General features: G+C 70.3%; 20 protein-coding genes. 6 read left to right on the top strand and 14 right to left on the bottom strand.

Annotation, left to right across the window (positions count from 1 at the left end):
• Positions 1-64: 64 nt before the first annotated feature.
• Positions 65-1,522: a malonyl-CoA decarboxylase gene (locus LH62_RS20270; RefSeq protein WP_043363838.1), complete on the top strand. Its 1,458-nt coding sequence runs from the start codon at positions 65-67 to the stop codon at positions 1,520-1,522.
• A gap of 16 nt (positions 1,523-1,538) precedes the next feature.
• Here the strand turns inward: LH62_RS20270 and smpB are convergent, their stop codons facing one another.
• Together smpB and dapA are read right to left on the bottom strand one after the other, a co-directional pair.
• Positions 1,539-2,024 (bottom strand): SsrA-binding protein SmpB, encoded by a 486-nt coding sequence (gene smpB, locus LH62_RS20265; RefSeq protein ID WP_043363836.1) that lies wholly within the window; start codon positions 2,022-2,024, stop codon positions 1,539-1,541.
• A 9-nt stretch (positions 2,025-2,033) separates the two neighbouring features.
• Positions 2,034-2,912 (bottom strand): 4-hydroxy-tetrahydrodipicolinate synthase, encoded by an 879-nt coding sequence (gene dapA, locus LH62_RS20260; protein ID WP_043363835.1) that lies wholly within the window; start codon positions 2,910-2,912, stop codon positions 2,034-2,036.
• 155 nt (positions 2,913-3,067) lie between these two features.
• Here dapA and LH62_RS32430 point away from each other — a divergent pair, with 155 nt between their 5' ends.
• From LH62_RS32430 to LH62_RS20240, 4 genes are read left to right on the top strand one after another with little or no spacing between them, the layout of a single operon-like run.
• On the top strand, positions 3,068-5,068 hold the full coding sequence (locus LH62_RS32430; RefSeq protein WP_052214739.1) for a lytic transglycosylase domain-containing protein: 2,001 nt from the start codon (positions 3,068-3,070) through the stop codon (positions 5,066-5,068).
• Positions 5,065-5,913 (top strand): alpha/beta fold hydrolase, encoded by an 849-nt coding sequence (locus tag LH62_RS20250; protein WP_160299859.1) that lies wholly within the window; start codon positions 5,065-5,067, stop codon positions 5,911-5,913. The genes LH62_RS32430 and LH62_RS20250 overlap by 4 nt, the downstream gene beginning before the upstream one ends.
• A 2-nt stretch (positions 5,914-5,915) precedes the next feature.
• The gene (locus LH62_RS20245; protein WP_043363834.1) at positions 5,916-6,368 is read left to right on the top strand and encodes a phosphatidylglycerophosphatase A; all 453 of its coding nucleotides are present in this window, start codon (positions 5,916-5,918) and stop codon (positions 6,366-6,368) included.
• Positions 6,368-6,856 carry a CinA family protein gene (locus LH62_RS20240; protein ID WP_043363833.1) on the top strand — a complete coding sequence of 163 codons (489 nt, stop codon included), beginning with the start codon at positions 6,368-6,370 and terminating at the stop codon, positions 6,854-6,856. Before LH62_RS20245 ends, LH62_RS20240 begins: the two co-directional genes overlap by 1 nt.
• On the opposite strand, the gene LH62_RS20235 is transcribed toward LH62_RS20240, so the two are convergent.
• The 10 genes from LH62_RS20235 to pdhA all read right to left on the bottom strand — a co-directional run bounded on the left by LH62_RS20235 (position 6,857) and on the right by pdhA (position 16,271).
• Complete coding sequence (locus LH62_RS20235) at positions 6,857-7,168, bottom strand: YraN family protein (RefSeq protein WP_236552588.1); 312 nt, start codon at positions 7,166-7,168, stop codon at positions 6,857-6,859.
• 53 nt (positions 7,169-7,221) lie between these two features.
• Positions 7,222-8,286: a low specificity L-threonine aldolase gene (locus LH62_RS20230; RefSeq protein ID WP_043363832.1), complete on the bottom strand. Its 1,065-nt coding sequence runs from the start codon at positions 8,284-8,286 to the stop codon at positions 7,222-7,224.
• Positions 8,287-8,355: 69 nt separating this feature from the next.
• Positions 8,356-8,979 carry a glutathione S-transferase family protein gene (locus LH62_RS20225; RefSeq protein WP_043363830.1) on the bottom strand — a complete coding sequence of 208 codons (624 nt, stop codon included), beginning with the start codon at positions 8,977-8,979 and terminating at the stop codon, positions 8,356-8,358.
• A gap of 77 nt (positions 8,980-9,056) precedes the next feature.
• A complete protein-coding gene (locus LH62_RS20220) occupies positions 9,057-9,521 on the bottom strand; it encodes a type II toxin-antitoxin system RatA family toxin (RefSeq protein WP_043363829.1) in 465 nt (154 codons plus the stop codon).
• A gap of 5 nt (positions 9,522-9,526) precedes the next feature.
• Entirely contained in the window at positions 9,527-10,483 is a 957-nt protein-coding gene (gene lipA / locus LH62_RS20215) for a lipoyl synthase (RefSeq protein ID WP_043363827.1), read from the bottom strand.
• A gap of 54 nt (positions 10,484-10,537) precedes the next feature.
• Positions 10,538-11,941 carry a dihydrolipoyl dehydrogenase gene (lpdA, locus tag LH62_RS20210; RefSeq protein WP_043363826.1) on the bottom strand — a complete coding sequence of 468 codons (1,404 nt, stop codon included), beginning with the start codon at positions 11,939-11,941 and terminating at the stop codon, positions 10,538-10,540.
• 4 nt (positions 11,942-11,945) lie between these two features.
• The gene (locus LH62_RS20205; protein ID WP_043363825.1) at positions 11,946-12,431 is read right to left on the bottom strand and encodes a GNAT family N-acetyltransferase; all 486 of its coding nucleotides are present in this window, start codon (positions 12,429-12,431) and stop codon (positions 11,946-11,948) included.
• Entirely contained in the window at positions 12,428-13,801 is a 1,374-nt protein-coding gene (locus LH62_RS20200; RefSeq protein ID WP_043363824.1) for a pyruvate dehydrogenase complex dihydrolipoamide acetyltransferase, read from the bottom strand. The genes LH62_RS20205 and LH62_RS20200 overlap by 4 nt, the downstream gene beginning before the upstream one ends.
• A 12-nt stretch (positions 13,802-13,813) precedes the next feature.
• Positions 13,814-15,244: a pyruvate dehydrogenase complex E1 component subunit beta gene (locus LH62_RS20195; RefSeq protein WP_043363823.1), complete on the bottom strand. Its 1,431-nt coding sequence runs from the start codon at positions 15,242-15,244 to the stop codon at positions 13,814-13,816.
• Between the two features lies 1 nt (position 15,245).
• Positions 15,246-16,271, bottom strand: coding sequence for a pyruvate dehydrogenase (acetyl-transferring) E1 component subunit alpha (gene pdhA, locus LH62_RS20190; protein ID WP_043340755.1), 1,026 nt, complete (start codon positions 16,269-16,271; stop codon positions 15,246-15,248).
• A gap of 303 nt (positions 16,272-16,574) precedes the next feature.
• Between pdhA and LH62_RS20185 the strand changes: the two genes are divergently transcribed.
• Positions 16,575-17,597: a phytanoyl-CoA dioxygenase family protein gene (locus LH62_RS20185; RefSeq protein WP_043363822.1), complete on the top strand. Its 1,023-nt coding sequence runs from the start codon at positions 16,575-16,577 to the stop codon at positions 17,595-17,597.
• Positions 17,598-17,676: 79 nt separating this feature from the next.
• On the opposite strand, the gene LH62_RS20180 is transcribed toward LH62_RS20185, so the two are convergent.
• Both LH62_RS20180 and LH62_RS20175 read right to left on the bottom strand, forming a co-directional pair.
• A complete protein-coding gene (locus LH62_RS20180; protein ID WP_043363821.1) occupies positions 17,677-18,006 on the bottom strand; it encodes a septum formation initiator family protein in 330 nt (109 codons plus the stop codon).
• A gap of 192 nt (positions 18,007-18,198) precedes the next feature.
• Complete coding sequence (locus LH62_RS20175) at positions 18,199-19,404, bottom strand: polysaccharide pyruvyl transferase family protein (RefSeq protein WP_043363818.1); 1,206 nt, start codon at positions 19,402-19,404, stop codon at positions 18,199-18,201.

Raw genomic sequence — 19,404 nt, 5'->3', positions numbered from 1 at the left:
CGGAATCCGCTTGCTCCCGCTATATTACCTGGGATTTCATTACGCCTCCCCGAAGGACCAAACGATGTCCGAAGTCCTGGAACAAGCCGGCCTTTTCGACCGCGCCCTTCGCCGCGTCACCAGCCTCTGGCGCGACATGGCGGACCGCGTCACCGGTGCCGAGGCGGAGGGCATCGCCGAGCAGATGCGCGCCTGCCTGGAGGACCGCGGCGGGGAGCTTTCCGCCCGCAACCGTGCCGCGAAGCTGGCCCAGGCCTATCTCGGCCTCGATGCGCCAGGCCGCATCGAATTCCTCCGCACCCTTGCCAGCTTCGACTCGGACGAGGCCGCCGTCCGCGCCGCCATGGAGCGTGTCCAGGCTGCCGCCGACGCCACCGAGCGCGCCAGCGCCAAGGCCCGCCTCCGCCGCGCGCTGGAGCCGCCGCGCCTCCGCCTGCTGACGCAGTTCACCACCATCCCCGACGGCGTGAAATTCCTCGTCGACCTGCGCGGCGAGCTGCTGCGGCTGATGGACGGCGACCCGCTCCTCGGTGCGTTGGAGAGCGACATGCGGGGCCTGCTCGCCAGCTGGTTCGATGTCGGCTTCCTAGAGCTTCGCCGCATCGACTGGAACAGCCCTGCCGCCCTGCTCGAGAAGCTCGTCAGCTACGAGGCCGTCCACCGCATCCGCACCTGGCGCGACCTCAAGAATCGCCTCGACAGCGACCGCCGCTGCTACGCCTTCTTCCATCCCCGCATGCCGGAGGAGCCGCTGATCTTCGTCGAGGTGGCGCTGGTCAAGGGCCTCGCCGGCAGCGTGCAGAAGCTGCTCGACGAGAAAGCGCCGGTGCTCGACCCGGCCGGGGCCGACACCGCCATCTTCTACTCGATCAACAACTGCCAGCGCGGGCTGGACGGCATCAGCTTCGGCAACTTCCTCATCAAGCGCGTTGTGGCGCTGCTCGGTGCGGAGCTGAAGGGACTGAAGGCCTTCTCCACCCTCTCCCCCATTCCCGGCTTCGGCCGCTGGCTGCACGAGCGCATCGCCGAGGGCGAAGCCGGGCTGATCACCGATGAGGAGCTCGCCGCCCTCCGCGCCGCCGCTCCCGCCATGCTCGCCCTGCCCGCCCCGGCCGAAGGCGGCGCCGCCACGACCAGCGCGCCCTCCCTGGCGCCGGAGACGCCCTCCCAGACCCTCGCCCGCATCCTCGGCCGGCGCGGCTGGCAGCGCGATGAGGCGCTGGCGAAGCTGCTGGAGCCGGTGCTGACGCGCCTTTGCGCCACCTACCTGGTGCAGGCCGCCTCCGCCCGGAACCCGAAGCGCGCACGCGACCCGGTGGAGCATTTCCACCTCTCCAACGGCGCGCGGATCGAGCGGCTGAACTGGCGCGGCGACATCTCCGACAAGGGGATGCGCGAGAGCGCCGGGCTGATGGTCAACTACCTCTACGACCCGGCGCGGATCGAGGAGTACCACGAAGGTTATATGGGCGAGGGCAAGCGCCCCATGGCCAGCGCCATCCGCAAGCTGGCCAGGGCCTGACCCGGGCGCGGACGCGTCAGCCGCGCGCCCGCATGAGCCTTGCCTTGTCCCGCGCCCAGTCCCGCTCGGCGATGGCATGGCGCTTGTCGTGCTTCTTCCGCCCCTCGGCCACGCCGAGCAGCACCTTGGCGCGGCCCTTCTCGTTGAAATGGATCTGCATCGGCACGATCGTCGCCCCCTCGCGCGCGATGTTGCCGATCAACTCCTGCACCTGCTTCCGGTGCAGGAGCAGCTTGCGCGGCCGCGTCGGCTCGAAGCGCGCGACGGTGCTGCCCGCCTGCCATTCCGGGATGGTGCAGTTGAACAGCCACATTTCGCCGTCGCGCTCGCCCGCCCAGGCCTCGGAAAGCGTCGCCCGCCCGGCGCGCAGCGACTTCACCTCCGGCCCGACCAGCGCCAGCCCAGCCTCGATCGTCTCGCCGATCGTGTAGTCGTAGCGCGCCCGCCGGTTCTGCGAGGCGATGCCGTGCGAGATCAGCCCCTTCTTCTTCGTCTCTGCCATGGCGGATACTTAGTTCAGCAGCCCCACCGATACCATGGCCTCGCGGACCCGCTTCCGCACCGGCTCCGAGACCGGCGCCATCGGCAGCCGGCAGTGATCCGTGCCCTTGCCGAGCAGGCTCGCGGCATACTTCACCGGTCCCGGCGAGGTTTCGGCGAAGAGCGCGTCATGCAGCGGCACGAGCCGGTCCTGGATGCCCATCGCCTCGGACACCCGCCCCTCGCGCCAGGCCTTATGCATCTCGGCGCAGAGCCGGGGGGCCACATTGGCGGTGACGCTGATGCAGCCGACGCCGCCCGCGGCGTTGAAGGACAGCGCCGTATGATCCTCACCCGAGAGCTGGATGAAATCCTCGCCGCAGGCCCGGCGCGTGTGCAGCGGCCGCGCCAGGTTGGCGGTCGCGTCCTTCACGCCGACGATGTTCGGGTGCCGCGCCAGCCGCGCCATGGTTTCGACGCTCATGTCGATCACGCTGCGCGGCGGGATGTTGTAGATGAAGAGCGGCAGGTCGGCCGCATCCGCCAGCGCCTTGAAGTGGAGGTACAGCCCCTCCTGCGTCGGCTTGTTGTAGTAGGGGGTGACGACCAGCGTCGCATCCGCCCCGGCGGCCTTGGCGTGCTTGACGAAGTCCATGGCCTCCGCGGTGCTGTTGCTTCCCGCGCCGGCCATCACCGGCACCCGCCCGCGTGCCACCTCGACGCAAAGCTCCACCAGCCGCTTGTGCTCGGCATGGCTGAGCGTCGGGCTCTCGCCGGTGGTGCCGACCGGGACCAACCCCTCGGTGCCTTCGGTGATCTGCCACTCCACCAGCTCCTGGAAGGCTTTCTCGTCCAGGGATCCATCGCTCCGCATCGGCGAGATCAGCGCGACCATCGATCCCCTGAACATGACCCTTTTCCTCCTCTTGGCGAGCAGACGAGCTTAGACCAAAGCCACCGGCGGCAACAGGCTCGACCTGTGCCCGCGCGGCCTGTCGGAACGGCTTCGGAAACCGTTAGTTCAGCCATGGGACATCGCATCCCGTTTCAGGGTACATCGCACCGATGCGTCGCCGCACCGTCCTTTCCCTTGGCCTCCCCCTTGGCCTCGCCCTCCCGCTCGCCCTCGCCCTGCCGCGCGGCGCCTGGGCCCAGCCCGCCGCCCCCGGCAACGCGGAGGCCAGGCGCTCCGCCGGCCGCCAGGCCATCGCCTTCGCCAACAACCAACGCTGGGCCGAGGCCGATGCCGCCGCCCAGTCCGCCGACCCGCTGATCCAGAAGCTCGTCACCTGGATGCGCCTGCAATCCCGCAGCAGCGCCGCCACCGCCCGGGAGATCGCAGCCTTCGCCCTGGCCAATCCCGGCTGGCCGGCCCAGGACGCCCTTTCCCGCCGCGCCGAGGAGGCGCTGGCGACCGAACCCGACGACACCCTCGCCGCCGAATACTTCGCCGCCCGCAGCCCCCGTACGCTGGACGGCTACCAGCGCCTCGCCGATGCCCTCGCCCGCGCCGGCCGCACCGAGGAGGCGGCGAAGATCATCCGCATCGGCTGGCAGGAGGCCCCGGCCGACCCGATGGCCGAGCCCGCCTATCTCGGCCGCAATGCTGCCAGCCTGACGCCCGAGCACCACTGGCAGCGCTTCGACCGCCTGGCCCTCGCCCGCGAGACCGCTGCCGCCGGCCGGACGCTTGCCTATCTCGACCCGGCCCGGCAGGGCATCGCCGCCGCCCGCCTCGCCTACGCCGCCGACGGCGCCGATGCCGACCTCCCCGCCTTGGCCACCGCCGCCGCCTCCGACGCGGCGCTGGCCTTCGAGCGCGCCCGCTGGCTCCGCCGCCGCGACCGCGACGCCGAGGCCGCCGCCTGCTGGGCGACGAGCCCCGCCCCCTCGCCGGAAGTCGCCCGCGCCGCCTGGCCGGAGCGCCAGCTCCTCGCCCGCAAGCTGATCCGCCTCGGCGATGCGCGCACGGCCTATGCGGTCGCATCCCGCCACGGGTTGGAAGCGCCCGGCGAGCCCCGCCAGGAGGCCGAATTCCTCGCCGGCTTCATCGCCCTCCGCCGCCTCGACGACCCTGGCTCCGCCGAGCGCCACTTCACCCTGCTCGCCGAGGGCAGCCGCAGCGTCATCACCCGCGCTCGCGCCTTCTACTGGCAGGGCCGCGCCCTCGCCGTCCGCGGCGACGCCGCCTCGGCCCGCCAGCGCTACGCGGCGGCGGCCGAATTCCCCGTCGCCTTCTACGGCCAGCTCGCCTCCCTCGCCCTCGGCGAGGACAGCGCCGCCCTCTCCAGCCGCATCGCCCGCACGCCGACGCCCGCCGCCTCCGCCGAGCTGATGACCGGCTTCGCCACGAAGGAGATGGCCCGCCTAGTCCTGGCGCTGGCCGATATCGGCGAGACCCGCCGCGCCCGCACTTTCCTCCTCCGCCTCGAGGAGACCGCCGCCGACCCCGCCGAACGGTTGCTGGCCGCCCAGTTGGCCACCCGCATCGGCCGTCCCGACCATGCGGTCTGGATCGCCCGCCGCGCCGGCGCCTCCGGCCTCATGCTGCTCGCCGATGGCTGGCCAACCCCCTACCCCGCCCCCGCCGACGGGCCGGAACCCGCCCTGACCTATGGAATCACCCGGCAAGAGAGCAATTTCGACACGGCGGCCATTTCCTCCGCCAATGCCCGCGGGCTGATGCAGCTTCTCCCGAGCACCGCGCAGCTCGTCGCCCGCCGCCTCTCCGTCCCCTATGCCGTCGGCATGCTGACCACCGACCCGGCGCTGAACATGCGCCTCGGCGCCGGCTATCTCGCCCAGCTGCTCGACCGCTTCGCCGGCACGCTGCCCTTCGCCATCGCCGGCTACAATGCCGGCCCCGGCCGTGTCGACGAATGGCTCGGCACCTTCGGCGACCCGCGCGGCGGCTCCATCGCCATGCTCGATTGGATGGAGCTCATTCCCTTCGGCGAGACCCGCAACTATGTGCAGCGGGTGATCGAGAACATGGCCATCTACCGTGCCCGCGACCCCGCCGCCTCTGGGCAGCCCCATCCGATGACGCGCTGGCTCGCCGCGTGAGCGCGCTGCCGCGCCGCATCGCCTTCAGCGCCCGCGACGGCCTCCGCCTATCAGCCCTGGAATGGCCCGGCGACCCGCGCGCCACCCCCTTGCTCTGCCTGCCCGGCATCGCCCGCACCGCCCTCGACTTCGCCGGCATCGCCCTCCGCTACCGCGGCCGCCGCCGCGTCGTGGCGCTCGACTATGCCGGCCATGGTGAGAGCGGCCGCGCCGCCGACCCCGCCCGCTACCGGGTGGAGATGGCGATCCGCGACCTGATGGATGCCCTGGCCGCCCTCCACCTGCACCGCGTCGCCCTCCTCGGCACCAGCTTCGGCGGCATCCTCGGAATGGCGCTTGGCATCCTCCGTCCCGGGGCGCTCGCCGCCCTTGCCCTGAACGATACCGGCCCCCGGATCGAGCCGACCGGCATCGAGGAGGTCCGTGCCTTCATCGGCCGCGACCCCGCCTTCGCCACCATCGACGAAGCCGCCGCCTTTCTCCGCCAGATCCTCCCGCCCCTCGGCATCCCCGAGCCAGGCTGGCGCACCGTCGTCGAGACCACCTATGCAAGGGGCTCGGACGGCCGCCTCCACCCCCGCTGGGACACCGGCATTCTCCAGGCGATGCCTGCGGAGTCCGGCCCGACCGAACTCTGGCCGCTCTTTCACGGCCTCCCCGCCATCCCTCTGCTGCTGATCCGGGGCGAGGCCAGCGCCATCCTCTCCGCCGATACGGCCCAACGCATGCGCGCGGCGCGGCCGGAGATGGCCTTCGTCTCCCTCCCCGGCATCGGCCACGCCCCGACGCTGATCGAGCCTGCCAGCCTCGTCGCCCTCGACCACTGGCTCGCCCACCTCCGGTGAGGATGACCCCGCTGCGCTTCATCGCCACCATGGGCGGCATCGGCCTGCTGCGCCCGGCGCCCGGCAGCTGGGGCTCCGCCCTCGTCCTGCCCCTTGCCCTGCTCGGTCCCGCCTGGTGCCTCGCCCTCGCCCTGCTGCTGACCCTGCTCGGCCTCTGGGCCATCGACCGCCTGCTCGCCACCGACCGCCAGGCCGATCCCGGCTGGGTGGTGATCGACGAGGCCGCCGGCCAGCTCCTGGCGCTCGCGGCCCTGCCCTCGGCCCCGACCGGCTGGGGAATCATCCTTGCCTTCCTGCTCTTCCGGCTTTTCGATGTGACCAAGCCCGGCCCCGTCGGCTGGGCCGATCGCAAGCATGGCCCCTTCGGCATCATGCTGGACGATGTCGTGGCCGGGGCGATGGCTGCCGCGCTCCTGCTGCTGCTGCGCTTCGCTTGGCCGGAGGTACCCCTGTGATGCTGCCCGCCGACACCCTCGATGCCGCCCGCGACCTGCTCGCCCTGTTCGAAGCGCGCGGCCTGACGCTGGCCACCGCGGAAAGCTGCACCGGCGGCCTCATCGCCGCCGCGCTCACCGCCATCCCCGGCTCCTCCAGCGTCGTCGCCTGCGGCTATGTCACCTATTCCAACGCGGCCAAGGCCACGATGCTCGGCATCCCGATGGGGGTTATCGAAGGCTACGGCGCCGTCAGCGACTCCGTCGCCCGCCGCATGGCCGAAGGCGCCCTGCGCGCGGGTGGCACGGACATCGCCGTCAGCTGCACCGGCATCGCCGGCCCCGGCGGCGCGACGCCCGGCAAGCCGACCGGCCTGGTCCACATGGCCGCCGCCCACCGCGACGGCCGCACCCTTGCGATCCGCCGCGTCTTCCCCGGCGACCGCACGGCGGTCCGCGCCGCCACCGTCGCCGAGGCACTGATCCTGGCCCGCTGCCTGGCCGAATAGCTATTCCAGGCGGAACGCATCCGCGATTCGCCGCACCGTCCCATCCACCGCCACCAGCAGCAGGTCGAACCGCACCCCCGCCTCCCCGCGCTCCGGATTTGCCGCCAGCCAGCACTCTCCCGCCCGCAGCAGTCTCTCCCGCTGCCGCCGCCCGAGCGCCCCGGCGGCTTCGGCGAGGCTCGGCCGCGCCTTCACCTCGATGAAGACGAGCACCCCCTCCCGCTCGGCGACGAGGTCGATCTCCCCCGCCGCCGTCCGCACCCGCCGCGCCAGCACCACCCAACCCTCGGCACCGAGCGCCGCCTCCGCCACCGCCTCGGCCTGCCGCCCGGCAACCTCCGCCCTGGCTCCGGTCGCGGCCCGCTTCAGCGCCCGACCGCCTCGCGGATCGCCGCCACCGCTTCCTCGATCATCGGCGCCGAGACATCGAGATGCGTGCAGGCCCTGACGCGCCCGCCGAGCCCGCTCACCGCGACGCCCTGCAGCGCCAGCCGCGCCTGCAAGGCTTCCACCGTCAGCCCCGTTCCCCTGATGTCGAAGAAGACCAGGTTCGTGTCCGGCTCCTCCACCACGACGCCCTCGATCTGCCGCAGCCCCCGCGCCAGCGCCCGGGCATTGGCATGGTCCTCTGCCAGCCGCTCCACATTGTGGTCGAGCGCATAAAGGCAGGCCGCCGCGCAGATGCCTGCCTGCCGCATGGAACCGCCGAGCCGCTGCTTCCACCGCCAGGCCTGGCCAATGAACGCATCCGTCCCGCACAGCACCGCCCCGAGCGGCGCCCCGAGCCCCTTGGTGAAGTCGAGCCAGACGCTGTCGTATTGCGCCACCATCTCGCGCGGCGCGATCCCGGCCGCCACGCAGGCATTCATCAGCCGCGCGCCGTCCATATGCGTGGACCAGCCCTGCTCATGCGCCACATCGGCCACCGCATTGAGCTGCGCCAGCGGCCAGACCGTGCCGCCGCCGATATTCGCCGTCTGCTCCACCTCCAGCAGCCGCTGCGGCGGCGCGTAGCGCGTCTTCGGCCGGATCACCGCGCGTACGTCATCGGCGCTGAACTGCCCCCGCTCCCCCTTCAGCGGCAAGATCTGCACCCCGGTCAGCGCCGCATGGGTTCCGCCCTCGCTGTGCAGGATGTGGCTCGTTTCGTGGGCGATGACCTCGTCGCCCTTGCCGCAATGGGTCAGGATGGCGATGACGTTGCACATCGTCCCCGACGGCAGGTAGATCGCCGCCTCCTTCCCCATCAGCTCCGCCATCCGGTCGCAGAGCGCATGGACGGTCGGGTCGTCGCCATGCTGCTCGTCGCCGACCTCGGCGCGCATCATCGCCTCCTTCATCGCCGGGCCCGGCCGGGTCTGGGTGTCGGAGTAGAGGTTGATGCGCACCGGTGGGGCGCCGGCGGGTGGACGGGCGGGGGCGTGGACCATGGCTGGAATCCCTATCAGAGGCGCCGAACCTGCGACCGCCCGGCCGCCCTGGCAACACCCTCCGAAGGGTCAGATATGCTTCGCCCAGACCGGCCCCGCCCGCGGCCGCGCCGCGACCGCCCGGGCGATGCTCTCCACCTTCGGGCAATTGGCCGGCGTCCACTCCCGCCCGCCCATCCAGCGCGAGAGGAAGCCGAGATAGAGGTCGGCTAGGCTGAACCGCTCCCCCAGCAGATAGGGCGCCGGCTCGATCCGCGCCTCGATCAGCCGCCAGATGTCGCGGCCCATCTCGATCGCCTTGGCCCTGATCGCCGGCGCATGGGCCGGATCGGTGCTGAACCGCTCCGGGTAGTCTCCCCGCGTCACACAGGGGTAGAACTCCCCCGCCACCAGCGCCATCCAGCGCAGCACGATCGCCCGCCCTGGATCGCCCGGCGGCGGCAGCAGCCCTGCCTCCGGGTGCCGGTCCGCCAGGGTCAGCAGGATGGCGAGGCTCTCCGTCACCACCGTCCCGTCCGGAAGGACCAGCGTCGGCACCCGCCCCATGGGATTGATCCGCCGGTACTCCTCGGCGAGTTGATGGTCGCCCTCGAGCGGCACCGCGCGCAGCTCGACCGGCGCCCCGATCTCCGCCAGCGCCATCTCCACCGGGGCCGAGCCCGACCCTTTATCGCCATAGAGGATGTAGGTCATGGCGCCGAGCCTGCCGCACCCGCCGCGCCGGCCGCCAACACAAAAGCCTGATGCCCCCGATCAGCCCCGCTGATCGGTCAGGCTGCCGGCACCGGGCTCGGCGTGCCGTTCGGCCTCCCGTAGAGCTGCATGGCCCGCCGCTCGAAGGACCGGACCATCAGCCGCACCGCCTCGTTGAACACAGTGCCGATCACAGCCTGCAACAGCCGCGAGCGGAACTCGAAGTCGACAAAGAACTCCACCTGCGTGCCATGCGGATGCGGCACGAACTTCCAGTGGTTGTTCAGGTAGCGGAAGGGCCCGTTCAGGTACCGCACATGGATGTCATGCGGCCGCTCCAGCTGCACCTCGCTGCGGAAGGTCTCGCGGAACAGCTTGAAGCCGATGGTCAGATCGGCGACCAGCCGATCCTCGGCCTGCGAGATCACCCGCGCGCCCACGCACCAGGGCAGGAATTCGGGATAGCGCCGCACATCCGCGACAAGCGCGAAGAGCTGCTCCGGGGTGTAGCGCAGCACGCGCTTCTCGGCATGAGTCGGCATGAGGCTTAGGTGGCGCCACCCGGCGCCATGGCAAGCTGCTTCTCCCGCGCGGCCCGCAAGGCAGCGAAATCGCGATCCGCATGGTAGCTGCTGCGGGTCAGCGGCGTCGCCGAGACCAGCAGGAAGCCCTTGGACCGCGCCATCCGCGCATAATCCTCGAACTCGTCCGGTGTCACGAACCGGTCCACAGCCGCATGCTTCACGCTCGGCTGGAGGTACTGCCCGATGGTGAGGAAATCGACCTCGGCGCTCCGCATGTCGTCCATGACCTGCAGCACCTCGATCCGCTCCTCGCCGAGCCCGACCATCAGCCCGGACTTGGTGAAGATGGTAGGGTCGAGCCGCTTCACCCCGTCCAGCAGCCGGAGCGAGTGGTAGTAGCGCGCCCCCGGCCGGATATTCGGGTAGAGCTTCGGCACCGTCTCCAGGTTGTGGTTGAAGACATCCGGCCGCGCCTCGACCACGACCTCCAGCGACCCGTCCTTGCGGAGGAAGTCCGGCGTCAGCACCTCGATCGTCGTCTCCGGCGTCGCCGCCCGGATCGCCCGGATGGTCTCGGCGAAATGCCGCGCCCCGCCATCCTTCAGGTCATCCCGGTCGACGCTGGTGATCACCACATGCCGGAGCCCGAGCGTTGCCACCGCCTCGCCCACGCGTCGCGGCTCATCCGCATCGAGCGCCTTCGGCAGGCCGGTCGCCACGTTGCAGAAGGCGCAGGCGCGGGTGCAGGTCTCGCCCATGATCATCATGGTGGCGTGGCGCTGCGACCAGCATTCGCCGATATTCGGGCAGGCCGCCTCCTCGCAGACCGTGACCAGCTTCTGGTCCCGCATCAGCGCCCGGGTCTCGTGATAGATCGGATGCGTCGGCGCCTTCACCCGGATCCAGCTCGGTTTCCGCTGGATCGGGTTGTCGGGCCGATGGACCTTCTCGGGATGCCGGATTTCGATGCGGGTGGTCATGAAGCACTCCAGGGCTCCCGCGACGCCGCATCGCGGCACCGCGGGAACAGGGGCCTACATGTGGATCACGCGGCCATAGGCATCAAGCACTGCCTCATGCATCGCCTCCGAAATCGTCGGATGCGGAAAGATGCTCTGCATCAGCTCCTCCTCCGTCGTCTCCAAGGTCTTGGCGATGGTGTAGCCCTGGATCATCTCCGTTACCTCGGGCCCAACCATATGGGCGCCCAGCAGCTCGCCGGTCGTGGCGTCGAAGATGGTCTTGATCAGCCCCTCCGGCTCGCCCATGGCGATCGCCTTGCCGTTGCCGATGAAGGGGAAGCGCCCAACGCGCAGCTCATGCCCCGCCTTCTTCGCCGCCTCCTCGGTCAGCCCGACGCTCGCCACCTGCGGCCGGCAATAGGTGCAGCCGGGGATGTTGAGCACCTCCATCGGATGCACCCCCTCGATGCCGGCGATGGTCTCGACGCAGAGGATGCCCTCATGGCTTGCCTTGTGCGCCAGCCAGGGCGCCCCGGTCAGGTCGCCGATAGCGTACACGCCGGGCTCCCCCGTCCGGCAATACTGGTCGATGACGACATGCGTCCGCTCGACCTTCACCTTGGTCCCTTCGAGCCCGATATCCTCGACATTGCCGACGATGCCGACCGCCGAGATCACCCGGTCGGCCGTGACCTCCTGCACCTTCCCCCCCGCCTCGATGACCGCGGTGACATTGTCCGAGCCCTTGCGCAGCCCCTGCACCTTGGCCTCCGTCAGGATCTTCATCCCCTGCTTCTCGAAAGCCTTGCGGACGAAGGCGCTGATCTCGGCGTCCTCGACGGGCAGGATGCGGTCCATCACCTCGACCAGCGTCACCTGCGCCCCGAGATTGAGGTAGAAGCTGGCGAACTCCGCCCCGATCGCGCCCGAGCCGATGACGATCAGCGACTTCGGCATCGAGGGCGGCACCATCGCCTCCTTGTAGGACCAGACGAGCTTGCCGTCCGCCTCGAGCCCCGGCAGCGTCCGCGCCCGCGCCCCCGTCGCCAGGATGATGTGCTTCGCCGCCAGCTCGGCGACCGGCTTGCCGTCCTTGCTGACCGACATCTTCCCCGGCCCCGCGAGCTTGCCCTGCCCGTTGAAGACCGTGACCTTGTTCTTCCTGAGCAGGTGCTTCACCCCGCCCGAGAGCTGGTTGGCCACCGCCCGGCTGCGCTTCACGATCTTGCCGATGTCGAAGCGGATATTGTCGGCCGCGAAGCCATAGGCATCGAGCGTATGCAGCAGGTGGTTGATCTCGGAGGAGCGCAGCAGCGCCTTGGTCGGGATGCAGCCCCAGTTGAGGCAGATGCCGCCCAGATGCTCGCGCTCCACCAGCGCCGTCTTCATGCCAAGCTGCGCCGCGCGGATGGCGGCGACATAGCCGCCGGGGCCCCCGCCGAGGACGATGAGGTCGAAGCTCTGGGTATCTGCCATGGGTTCAATCCTCCCGCGCGGCGAGCGCCTCAAGCGCCGCGCCGCTGAGCCGTTGCAGGGTCCACCCCTCGCGCGGCAGCGCGCCGATGGAGCGGTAGAACGCGATGGAGGGCGCGTTCCAGTCGAGCACGGACCATTCCATCCGGCCGCAGCCGGCAGCGATGGCCCGCCTCGCGAGTTCTTTGAAGATCGCCCGCCCGATGCCGCGGCCGCGCAGCCCCGGCTCGACGAAGACATCCTCGAGATAGAGCTTCGGCGTCCCGTCGAAGGTCGAGACGCTGTAGAACCAGAGGGCGAAGCCTACCGGCCTCCCCTCCCACTCGGCGATCAGCGCGGAGGCGCGCGGCGTCTCGCCGAAGAGCAGGCGGCGGAAATGCGCCTCCGTCGCCGTCACCTCGTGCAGCAGCTTCTCATACTCCGCGAGCGCCCGGACGAAGTGGAGCACCAGCCCCTCATCGCCCAGCACAACGTCACGCAGCGAGAGCGTCACAGCATCAGGCTCAGCGGATCCTCGATGACGCCCTTCAGCGCCTGCATGAACTCCGCCGCCAGCGCGCCATCGATAACGCGGTGATCGACCGAGAGCGTGCAGGTCATCACCGTGGCGACGGCCAGTTCGCCCTTCCGCACCACCGGCCTTTGCTCGCCGGCAGCGACGGCCAGGATGCCGGCCTGCGGCGGGTTGATGATGGCGCTGAAGTCACGCACGCCATACATGCCCATGTTCGAGATGCTGAACCCGCCGCCCTGGAACTCCTCCGGCTTCAGCTTGTTCGCCTTGGCGCGCGAGGCGAGGTCCTTCATCTCGTTGCTGATCGTCGTTAGGCCCTTCTGGTCGGCCTTGCGGATGATCGGCGTGATCAGCCCCGTCGGCGTCGAGACCGCGACCGAGACATCGACGTCGTGGAATTGCAGGATCGCCTCGTCCGTCCACATGGCGTTGACGTTCGGGAAGCGCCGCAGCGTCGCCGCCACCGCCTTGATCACCAGGTCATTGACCGAAAGCTTGAACGCCCCCGGCCCGTCCTTGGCCGACTTCGCATTGAGGTCGGCCCGCAGCTTCAGCAGCGCGTCGATCTCGAAATCCATCGTGACATAGAAATGCGGGATGGTCTGCTTCGACTCCGCCAGCCGCCGGGCGATGACCTTGCGGATGGTGGAATTCGGCACCGGCGTATGCGGCGCCGTGACCACCGGCGCGGGCGCCGCCGGCTTCGGCGCCGGAGCGGCCGCCGGGGCCTGCGCGGCCGGTGCCGGAGCCTGCGCCGCCGGCGCCTGCTTCGGCCGGTTCAGCGCCGCCTCGACATCCGCCTTGACGATCCGCCCTGCCGGCCCGCTGCCGCTGATACCGCCGAGGTCGAGCCCTGCCTGCTGCGCCATCCGCCGCGCCAGCGGCGAGGCAAACGTGCGTTCCTCCCCCTTGGCATGCCCGTTCGCGACGGGCGGCAACGGCTGCGGATTGAGCGCCTTCTGCTCCGCCGGCTTCGGCGCCTCGATCGGCTGCTCGGCCGCACCCGCGACCTTGCCGCCATCCGCCTTCACCGCCTCCAGCGCCGGCCCCGACGGTGACTCGTTCCCCGCCGACTTGCTGCCACCACCGCCGCTCGGCACCGCCTCGCCCGGCTCCACCAGCACGGCGATGGTGTCGTTCACCTTCACGCCCTGGGTGCCGTCCGCGACGAGGATCTTGCCGAGCACGCCCTCATCGACGGCCTCGACCTCCATCGTCGCCTTGTCGGTCTCGATCTCGGCGATGATGTCGCCCGCCTTGACCTGGTCGCCTTCCTTCTTCAGCCAGCGCGCCAGCGTGCCTTCCGTCATGGTCGGCGAGAGCGCGGGCATCAGGATATTGGTCGCCATCTCCCCGCCCCCTTACTTGTAGGTCACGCGCTTCACGGCATCGACGATCTCGGGGATCGTCGGCAGCGCCAGCTTCTCGAGATTGGCCGCGTAGGGCATCGGCACATCCTTGCCGCAGACGCGCACAGGCGGCGCATCCAGCCAGTCGAAGGCCGCCTCCACTACCTGCATGGCGATCTCGGTGCCGATATTGGCGTAGGGCCAGCCCTCCTCCACCGTCACCAGCCGGTTCGTCTTGCGCACCGAGTTGGCGATGGTCTCCGCATCCAGCGGCCGGATGGAGCGCAGGTTGATCACCTCCGCCTCGATGCCCTGCTTCGCCAGTTCCTCCGCCGCCTGCATCGCCCAGGTGACGGCGATGGAATAGGCGACGATGGTGACATCCTTGCCCGCCCGCTCGACCTTGGCCTTGCCGATCGGCACGATGAAGTCATCCGCCACCGGGCAGTCGAAGGTGTGGCCGTAGAGGATCTCGTTTTCCAGCACGATCACCGGGTTGGGGTCGCGGATCGCCGCCCGCAGCAGCCCCTTGGCATCCGCGGACGACCACGGCGCCACCACCTTCAGACCGGGGACATGCGCATACCAGCTCGCATAGCACTGGCTATGCTGCGCCGCGACGCGCGCCGCCGCCCCATTCGGCCCCCGGAAGACGATCGGGCAGCCGAGCTGCCCGCCGCTCATGTAGAGCGTCTTGGCCGCCGAGTTGATGATCTGGTCGATCGCCTGCATGGAGAAGTTGAAGGTCATGAACTCCACGATGGGCTTGAGCCCCGTGAAGGCCGCGCCCACCGCCATGCCCGTGAAGCCATGCTCGGTGATCGGCGTGTCGATGACGCGCCGCGGCCCGAACTCATCGAGCAGCCCCTGCGAGATCTTGTAGGCGCCCTGGTACTGCGCGACCTCCTCACCCATGAGGAAGACCTTGTCGTCCGCCCGCATCTCGAGCGCCATGGCGTCGCGCAGCGCCTCGCGCACCGTCATCGGCTTGGTCGGACCCCAATCCTTCTCGGGCGCCGCAGCGGCCTCGCCGGCCTTGGCTGCGCCTTCCTTCCGGTCGGCCCCACGCTGCGCGACGGCGCCGTAATCCTCGGCCTGCTTCGCCACCTCGCCGACCTCGGGGCTCGCGGCCGCCGGCGGCGCCGGTTGCTGCGGCATCGCCGTGTCATGCCCCGGCGCCGTGCCCTTGGAGCCGCCCTCGCCACCACCATCCAGCTCGGCGATTGGCGAGTTGACGGCGACGCCCTCCGTCCCCTCCGGCACGACGATCTTCGTCAGCGTGCCCTCATCGACCGCCTCGACTTCCATGGTCGCCTTGTCGGTCTCGATCTCGGCGATCACGTCGCCGGACTTCACCTGGTCGCCCTCTTTCTTCAGCCAGCGGGCAAGCTTGCCCTCCGTCATGGTGGGCGACAGCGCCGGCATCAGGATTTCGACACCCATCTCAGCGCGCCTCCACCAGCACATCGGTCCAGAGCTCGGCCTCGTCGGGCTCCGGGCTCGATTGCGCGAAATCGGCCGCCTCCTGGACCACCGCCTTCACCTCGTCGTCGATCTTCTTGAGCGCCGCCTCATCGAGCCCGCCCTCCAGCAGCAGCTTGCGCGCCGTCTCGATCGGGTCGGACTGCTCGCGCATCTTCTGCACCTCCTCGCGGGTGCGGTACTTCGCCGGGTCGGACATGGAATGCCCGCGATAGCGATAGGTCTTCATCTCCAGCAGGTACGGCCCGTTCCCGGCGCGGCAATGCGCGGTCGCCCGCTCCCCCGCTTCCTTCACGGCCATGACGTCCATGCCGTTCACCTGCTCGCCGGGGATGCCCCAGGCCGCACCATTCTTCGACAGGTCGCGCGACGCGCTGGCCCGCTCCACGCTGGTGCCCATGCCGTACTTGTTGTTTTCGATGATGAAGATCACCGGCAGCTTCATCAGCGCCGCCAGGTTGAAGCTCTCGAAGACCTGCCCCTGGTTCGAGGCGCCCTCGCCGAAATAGGTCAGCGAGACATTCCGCGACTCCCGGTACCAGTTGGCGAAGGCCAGCCCCGTCCCGAGCGAGACCTGCGCGCCGACGATCCCATGCCCGCCGAAGAACCCCTTTTCCCGGCTGAACATGTGCATCGAGCCGCCCTTGCCGCGTGAATAGCCGCCCGAGCGCCCGGTCAGCTCAGCCATCACGCCGCGCGCCTCCATGCCGGTGGCGAGCATATGCCCATGGTCGCGGTAGGAGGTGATGACCTGGTCGCCCGGTTCCAGACAGGCCTGCATGCCGACGACGACCGCCTCCTGCCCGATATAGAGGTGGCAGAACCCGCCGATCAGCCCCATGCCGTAGAGTTGCCCCGCCTTCTCCTCGAAGCGGCGGATCAGCAGCATGTCCCGATAGGCCTGGAGCAGCTGGTCCTGGGTCATCGGCGGCGCCGACGCCGCCTTGCCGCGGCGCTTTGCGCCTGTGGCTTCCGCTGCCTGGGCCATGCGGTCCCCTCCCTTCCCTACGATCTCTCTTTGCCGAAATACGCGCCCCGTGCCTCCACGACAAGCGCGAGCCTTCGGAAAAACCGAGCCGCCGCAACGAAATACGGCGATTAACCGGATTTTGGTTAATGTGCTTTATGTGCGCTGCAGCAGGCTCGCAGCCTGTTGCTCCACCCCGGCTGCAAGCGCAAGAAGCGCAAAGCGGTTCCGTCCGCCTGTGCAGCTTCCGGTTCCGCTTGACGCGCCATGGCCCGGCCCCGGATAACCCCGGCTCTCATTTCCGTGACATGATCGGAGGGTTGGATGCCCGGCTGGACCGGCTGGTTGCTCGCCCCGCTACACGCCCTGGCGCTGGCGACCGGCGCGAAATCCTTCCGCGACAACCCCATCGTCGGCAGCCCCGTGCTGAACCGCCGGGGCCTGCACATCGCCCGCAAGCGCCTGGCCGCCCGCCTCGCCGCCCGCCGCCGCGCCTGCCTAGCCTCCGGCCTCTCACCGGCCGACCGCGCTGGCTTCGACCGCGACGGCTACCTCGCCATCCCGGACTTCCTGCCGCCGGCCCTATTCGCCCGCCTCAAGGCAGAACTCCTCGCCCGGCCGACGCCCGCCCGCGAATTCGCGGACGGCTACAGCCTGACCCGCCTCATCCCCCTCGACGCCGTCACGCTTCCCACCCTGCCCGCCACTGCCGAGGCCCTCGCCTCGCCGCGCTACCGCGCCCTGCACGACTATGCCGGCTCCCACCGCCTTGCCCCGCACTGCTTTGTTCAGACCGTCTTCAGCGGCGTGCGCGACGCCCCGCCCGACGTGCAGAGCCACTTCCACACCGACACCTTCCACCCGACGGTGAAGTCCTGGCTCTTCCTCGCCGATGTCCCGGGCGATGCGGCCGGTTTCACCTATGTCCCCGGCTCCCACCGCCCGACCCGCCGCCACCTGGCCTGGGAACGCCGCCTCTCCGTCACCGCGGCACAACATGCGGACCGGCTGACCGGGGAAGGCTCGCTCCGCATCGGCGAGGCGCAACTCGCCCGCCTCGGCTATCCGCCCGCGCGGAAGCTCGCCGTCCAGGCCAATACGCTCGTCATCGCCGATACCAGCGGCTTCCACCGGCGCGGCATCAGCGAAGGCGCAGCCTGCCGCATCGCCATCTGGGCCTATGCCCGCGGCAACCCCTTCACGCCCTGGACGGGGCTTGGCCTGGCCGGAGCGGGGGGACGAAAGATCAGGGCCTTCTGGGCCATGCAGGACGCCATCGCCCGGCTCACCGGGCGGGGCGACGGGTGGCGATGGGTCGGGCTCCGAAGCCCTGCGGCACCGCCCTGAGGGGGGGCACCGGAGGCAATGCCTCCAATCGCCTCAAGCTCCTCCGCCAAAGGCCGAAAGGCCCCGGGAAACCTTCAGCTCAGTACAGCCGCCGCTGCGCCTCGTAGGGCACGACGATCTCGTCTTTGTTGACGAGGTTGAGCAGCGTCCGCGCCCGCTCATCCAGCTCGTCCCGGTCGATGCGCTCGCCGCGCAACCCGTTCACCTTGCGCTCCATCGAATCACGCTCCGCCTCGGCGCGCGCCAGCGTGGCCCGCGCCTCGACGATCGCCTGCTGCTTCTCCTCACGCGCCAGCAGGCCGCTCTCGCCATGCAGCGAGTGCCAGACGAAATAGCCGCAGAGCAGCGCCAGCCCCACGGGCGGCAAGGCCTCTGCCAGCTTGCGCTTCACCGCACGTCCGAAGGACATGTCCGGAATCCCCCAATCCCCAGTGCTATAAGCACCAGCCCCGGCGCCACTGGCAAGCACGATCCCCGCTTACGGCGGCGAATTGGAACGCCTTGCGCAGCCACCCTTTTCCGGGGTGCCTTCCCGCAGCTTTGAGGGGAGAGGAGCGGCTTCGAGGACCCCCGCAGGGACGCGAAGGGTTTGGCGGGAGTGTTAGCCCAGCCGCCGCGGCAGCCCCTCCATCACCCGCCCGAGCGCGGCCAGCGCCACCTCCCCCGCTGCCCGCAGCGGTGCAAACCGCCCGGGCTCCAGCGGAGCCGGTGGGGCTGCCAGCCGCTCCCGCAACCCGCCATGACCGTCGATCGCCTGGTCCCGCGCCCCGAGCGCCTCGAACAGCGCTGGTATCTTCCCCGGCCCCGCCCCAAGGCACGGTACCCCCGACAACAGGGCAGCGATGCAGCCATGGTACCGTGCGGAGACGACCACCGAGGCCGCCTCGCACATCCGCCCGAGTTCCTCGACCCCTTCGGCGAAGCGCAGCCCGGGAAAGCGCGAGGCCAATTCCCCCTCCCGCCACCGCTCCATGGCAACGACGTCGCATCCCGCACCCTCGGCTTCCACCCAGTCGAGGAAGCGCGCCTCCTCCGCATGCACCGCCTGCTTGAGAATGATGAGCGGGCGGCCCCCCGGCACCGGCGGCCTCGGCTGCCCGCCCCCGGACCGCAGCCCGGCCAGCAGGACCGGATCCGGCATCCACAGCGCCTCGGGCGCCGCGCCGAGGCTCAGCCCATCCCGCGCCGAGCGGAATGCCGCCCCGGCCAGCAATGCGTCCCAGATCGGCCCATGCCGCGGGTCCTCACGCAACCCTCGCCCGACGCCGACCCCGACCAGCCCGTAGGCCAGCCCGATGGTCCGCAGCATCGGCGCCCAGCCGGGCTCCATCAATGGCCAGTGCGGCGTGGCGAATAGGCCGCCCCCGCCGACCAGCAAAAGGTCCCAGGCGGCCAGCGCAAGCGGATCGGCCACCACCTCGGCCGGCATCACCCGCCCGTCGGGAAAGCCATAGGGTCGCGCATCGATGAAGGAGCAGGCGCCGAATTCCAGCGGCCGCGCCACTGCCCCCCGCAGCAGCGTGGCAACCGCCTTCGCCTGTTCCGCATCGCCGAGATTGCCATTGCCATAGGCGCCGAAAAGCAGCACCCGCAGCGGCCCCGGCTCGGCCGCCGCCATCCGCCGCAGCAGCGCCTCGCGCCGCTGCCGCTCCCGCGCTTCCTCGCTGTCGAACAGCGTCCGGATCAGCCCCTCCGGCGCCTCATAGCGCGCGGCATGGGCGGCGACGACTGCCTCGCTCTCCGCCTCCCGGCCAAGCACCACCCGATAGAGGGCGCGGACGACATCCTCCCGCCGCCAGCCCTCCAT

Origin of the sequence: Belnapia sp. F-4-1 (assembly GCF_000802185.1) — a bacterium.
GTDB lineage: Bacteria > Pseudomonadota > Alphaproteobacteria > Acetobacterales > Acetobacteraceae > Belnapia.
The sequence above is the reverse complement of the archived record's forward strand: the minus strand, read 5'-3'. Positions and strand labels throughout refer to the sequence as shown.

Coding starts and splice junctions, on each gene's coding strand:
- LH62_RS20270 (WP_043363838.1), top strand. CDS start 65: ATGTCCGAAGTCCTGGAACAAGCCGGCCTTTTCGACCGCGCCCTTCGC.
- smpB (WP_043363836.1), bottom strand. CDS start 2,024: ATGGCAGAGACGAAGAAGAAGGGGCTGATCTCGCACGGCATCGCCTCG.
- dapA (WP_043363835.1), bottom strand. CDS start 2,912: ATGTTCAGGGGATCGATGGTCGCGCTGATCTCGCCGATGCGGAGCGAT.
- LH62_RS32430 (WP_052214739.1), top strand. CDS start 3,068: ATGCGTCGCCGCACCGTCCTTTCCCTTGGCCTCCCCCTTGGCCTCGCC.
- LH62_RS20245 (WP_043363834.1), top strand. CDS start 5,916: ATGACCCCGCTGCGCTTCATCGCCACCATGGGCGGCATCGGCCTGCTG.
- LH62_RS20240 (WP_043363833.1), top strand. CDS start 6,368: ATGCTGCCCGCCGACACCCTCGATGCCGCCCGCGACCTGCTCGCCCTG.
- LH62_RS20230 (WP_043363832.1), bottom strand. CDS start 8,286: ATGGTCCACGCCCCCGCCCGTCCACCCGCCGGCGCCCCACCGGTGCGC.
- LH62_RS20225 (WP_043363830.1), bottom strand. CDS start 8,979: ATGACCTACATCCTCTATGGCGATAAAGGGTCGGGCTCGGCCCCGGTG.
- LH62_RS20220 (WP_043363829.1), bottom strand. CDS start 9,521: ATGCCGACTCATGCCGAGAAGCGCGTGCTGCGCTACACCCCGGAGCAG.
- lipA (WP_043363827.1), bottom strand. CDS start 10,483: ATGACCACCCGCATCGAAATCCGGCATCCCGAGAAGGTCCATCGGCCC.
- lpdA (WP_043363826.1), bottom strand. CDS start 11,941: ATGGCAGATACCCAGAGCTTCGACCTCATCGTCCTCGGCGGGGGCCCC.
- LH62_RS20200 (WP_043363824.1), bottom strand. CDS start 13,801: ATGGCGACCAATATCCTGATGCCCGCGCTCTCGCCGACCATGACGGAA.
- LH62_RS20195 (WP_043363823.1), bottom strand. CDS start 15,244: ATGGGTGTCGAAATCCTGATGCCGGCGCTGTCGCCCACCATGACGGAG.
- pdhA (WP_043340755.1), bottom strand. CDS start 16,271: ATGGCCCAGGCAGCGGAAGCCACAGGCGCAAAGCGCCGCGGCAAGGCG.
- LH62_RS20185 (WP_043363822.1), top strand. CDS start 16,575: ATGCCCGGCTGGACCGGCTGGTTGCTCGCCCCGCTACACGCCCTGGCG.
- LH62_RS20180 (WP_043363821.1), bottom strand. CDS start 18,006: ATGTCCTTCGGACGTGCGGTGAAGCGCAAGCTGGCAGAGGCCTTGCCG.
- LH62_RS20175 (WP_043363818.1), bottom strand. CDS start 19,404: ATGGAGGGCTGGCGGCGGGAGGATGTCGTCCGCGCCCTCTATCGGGTG.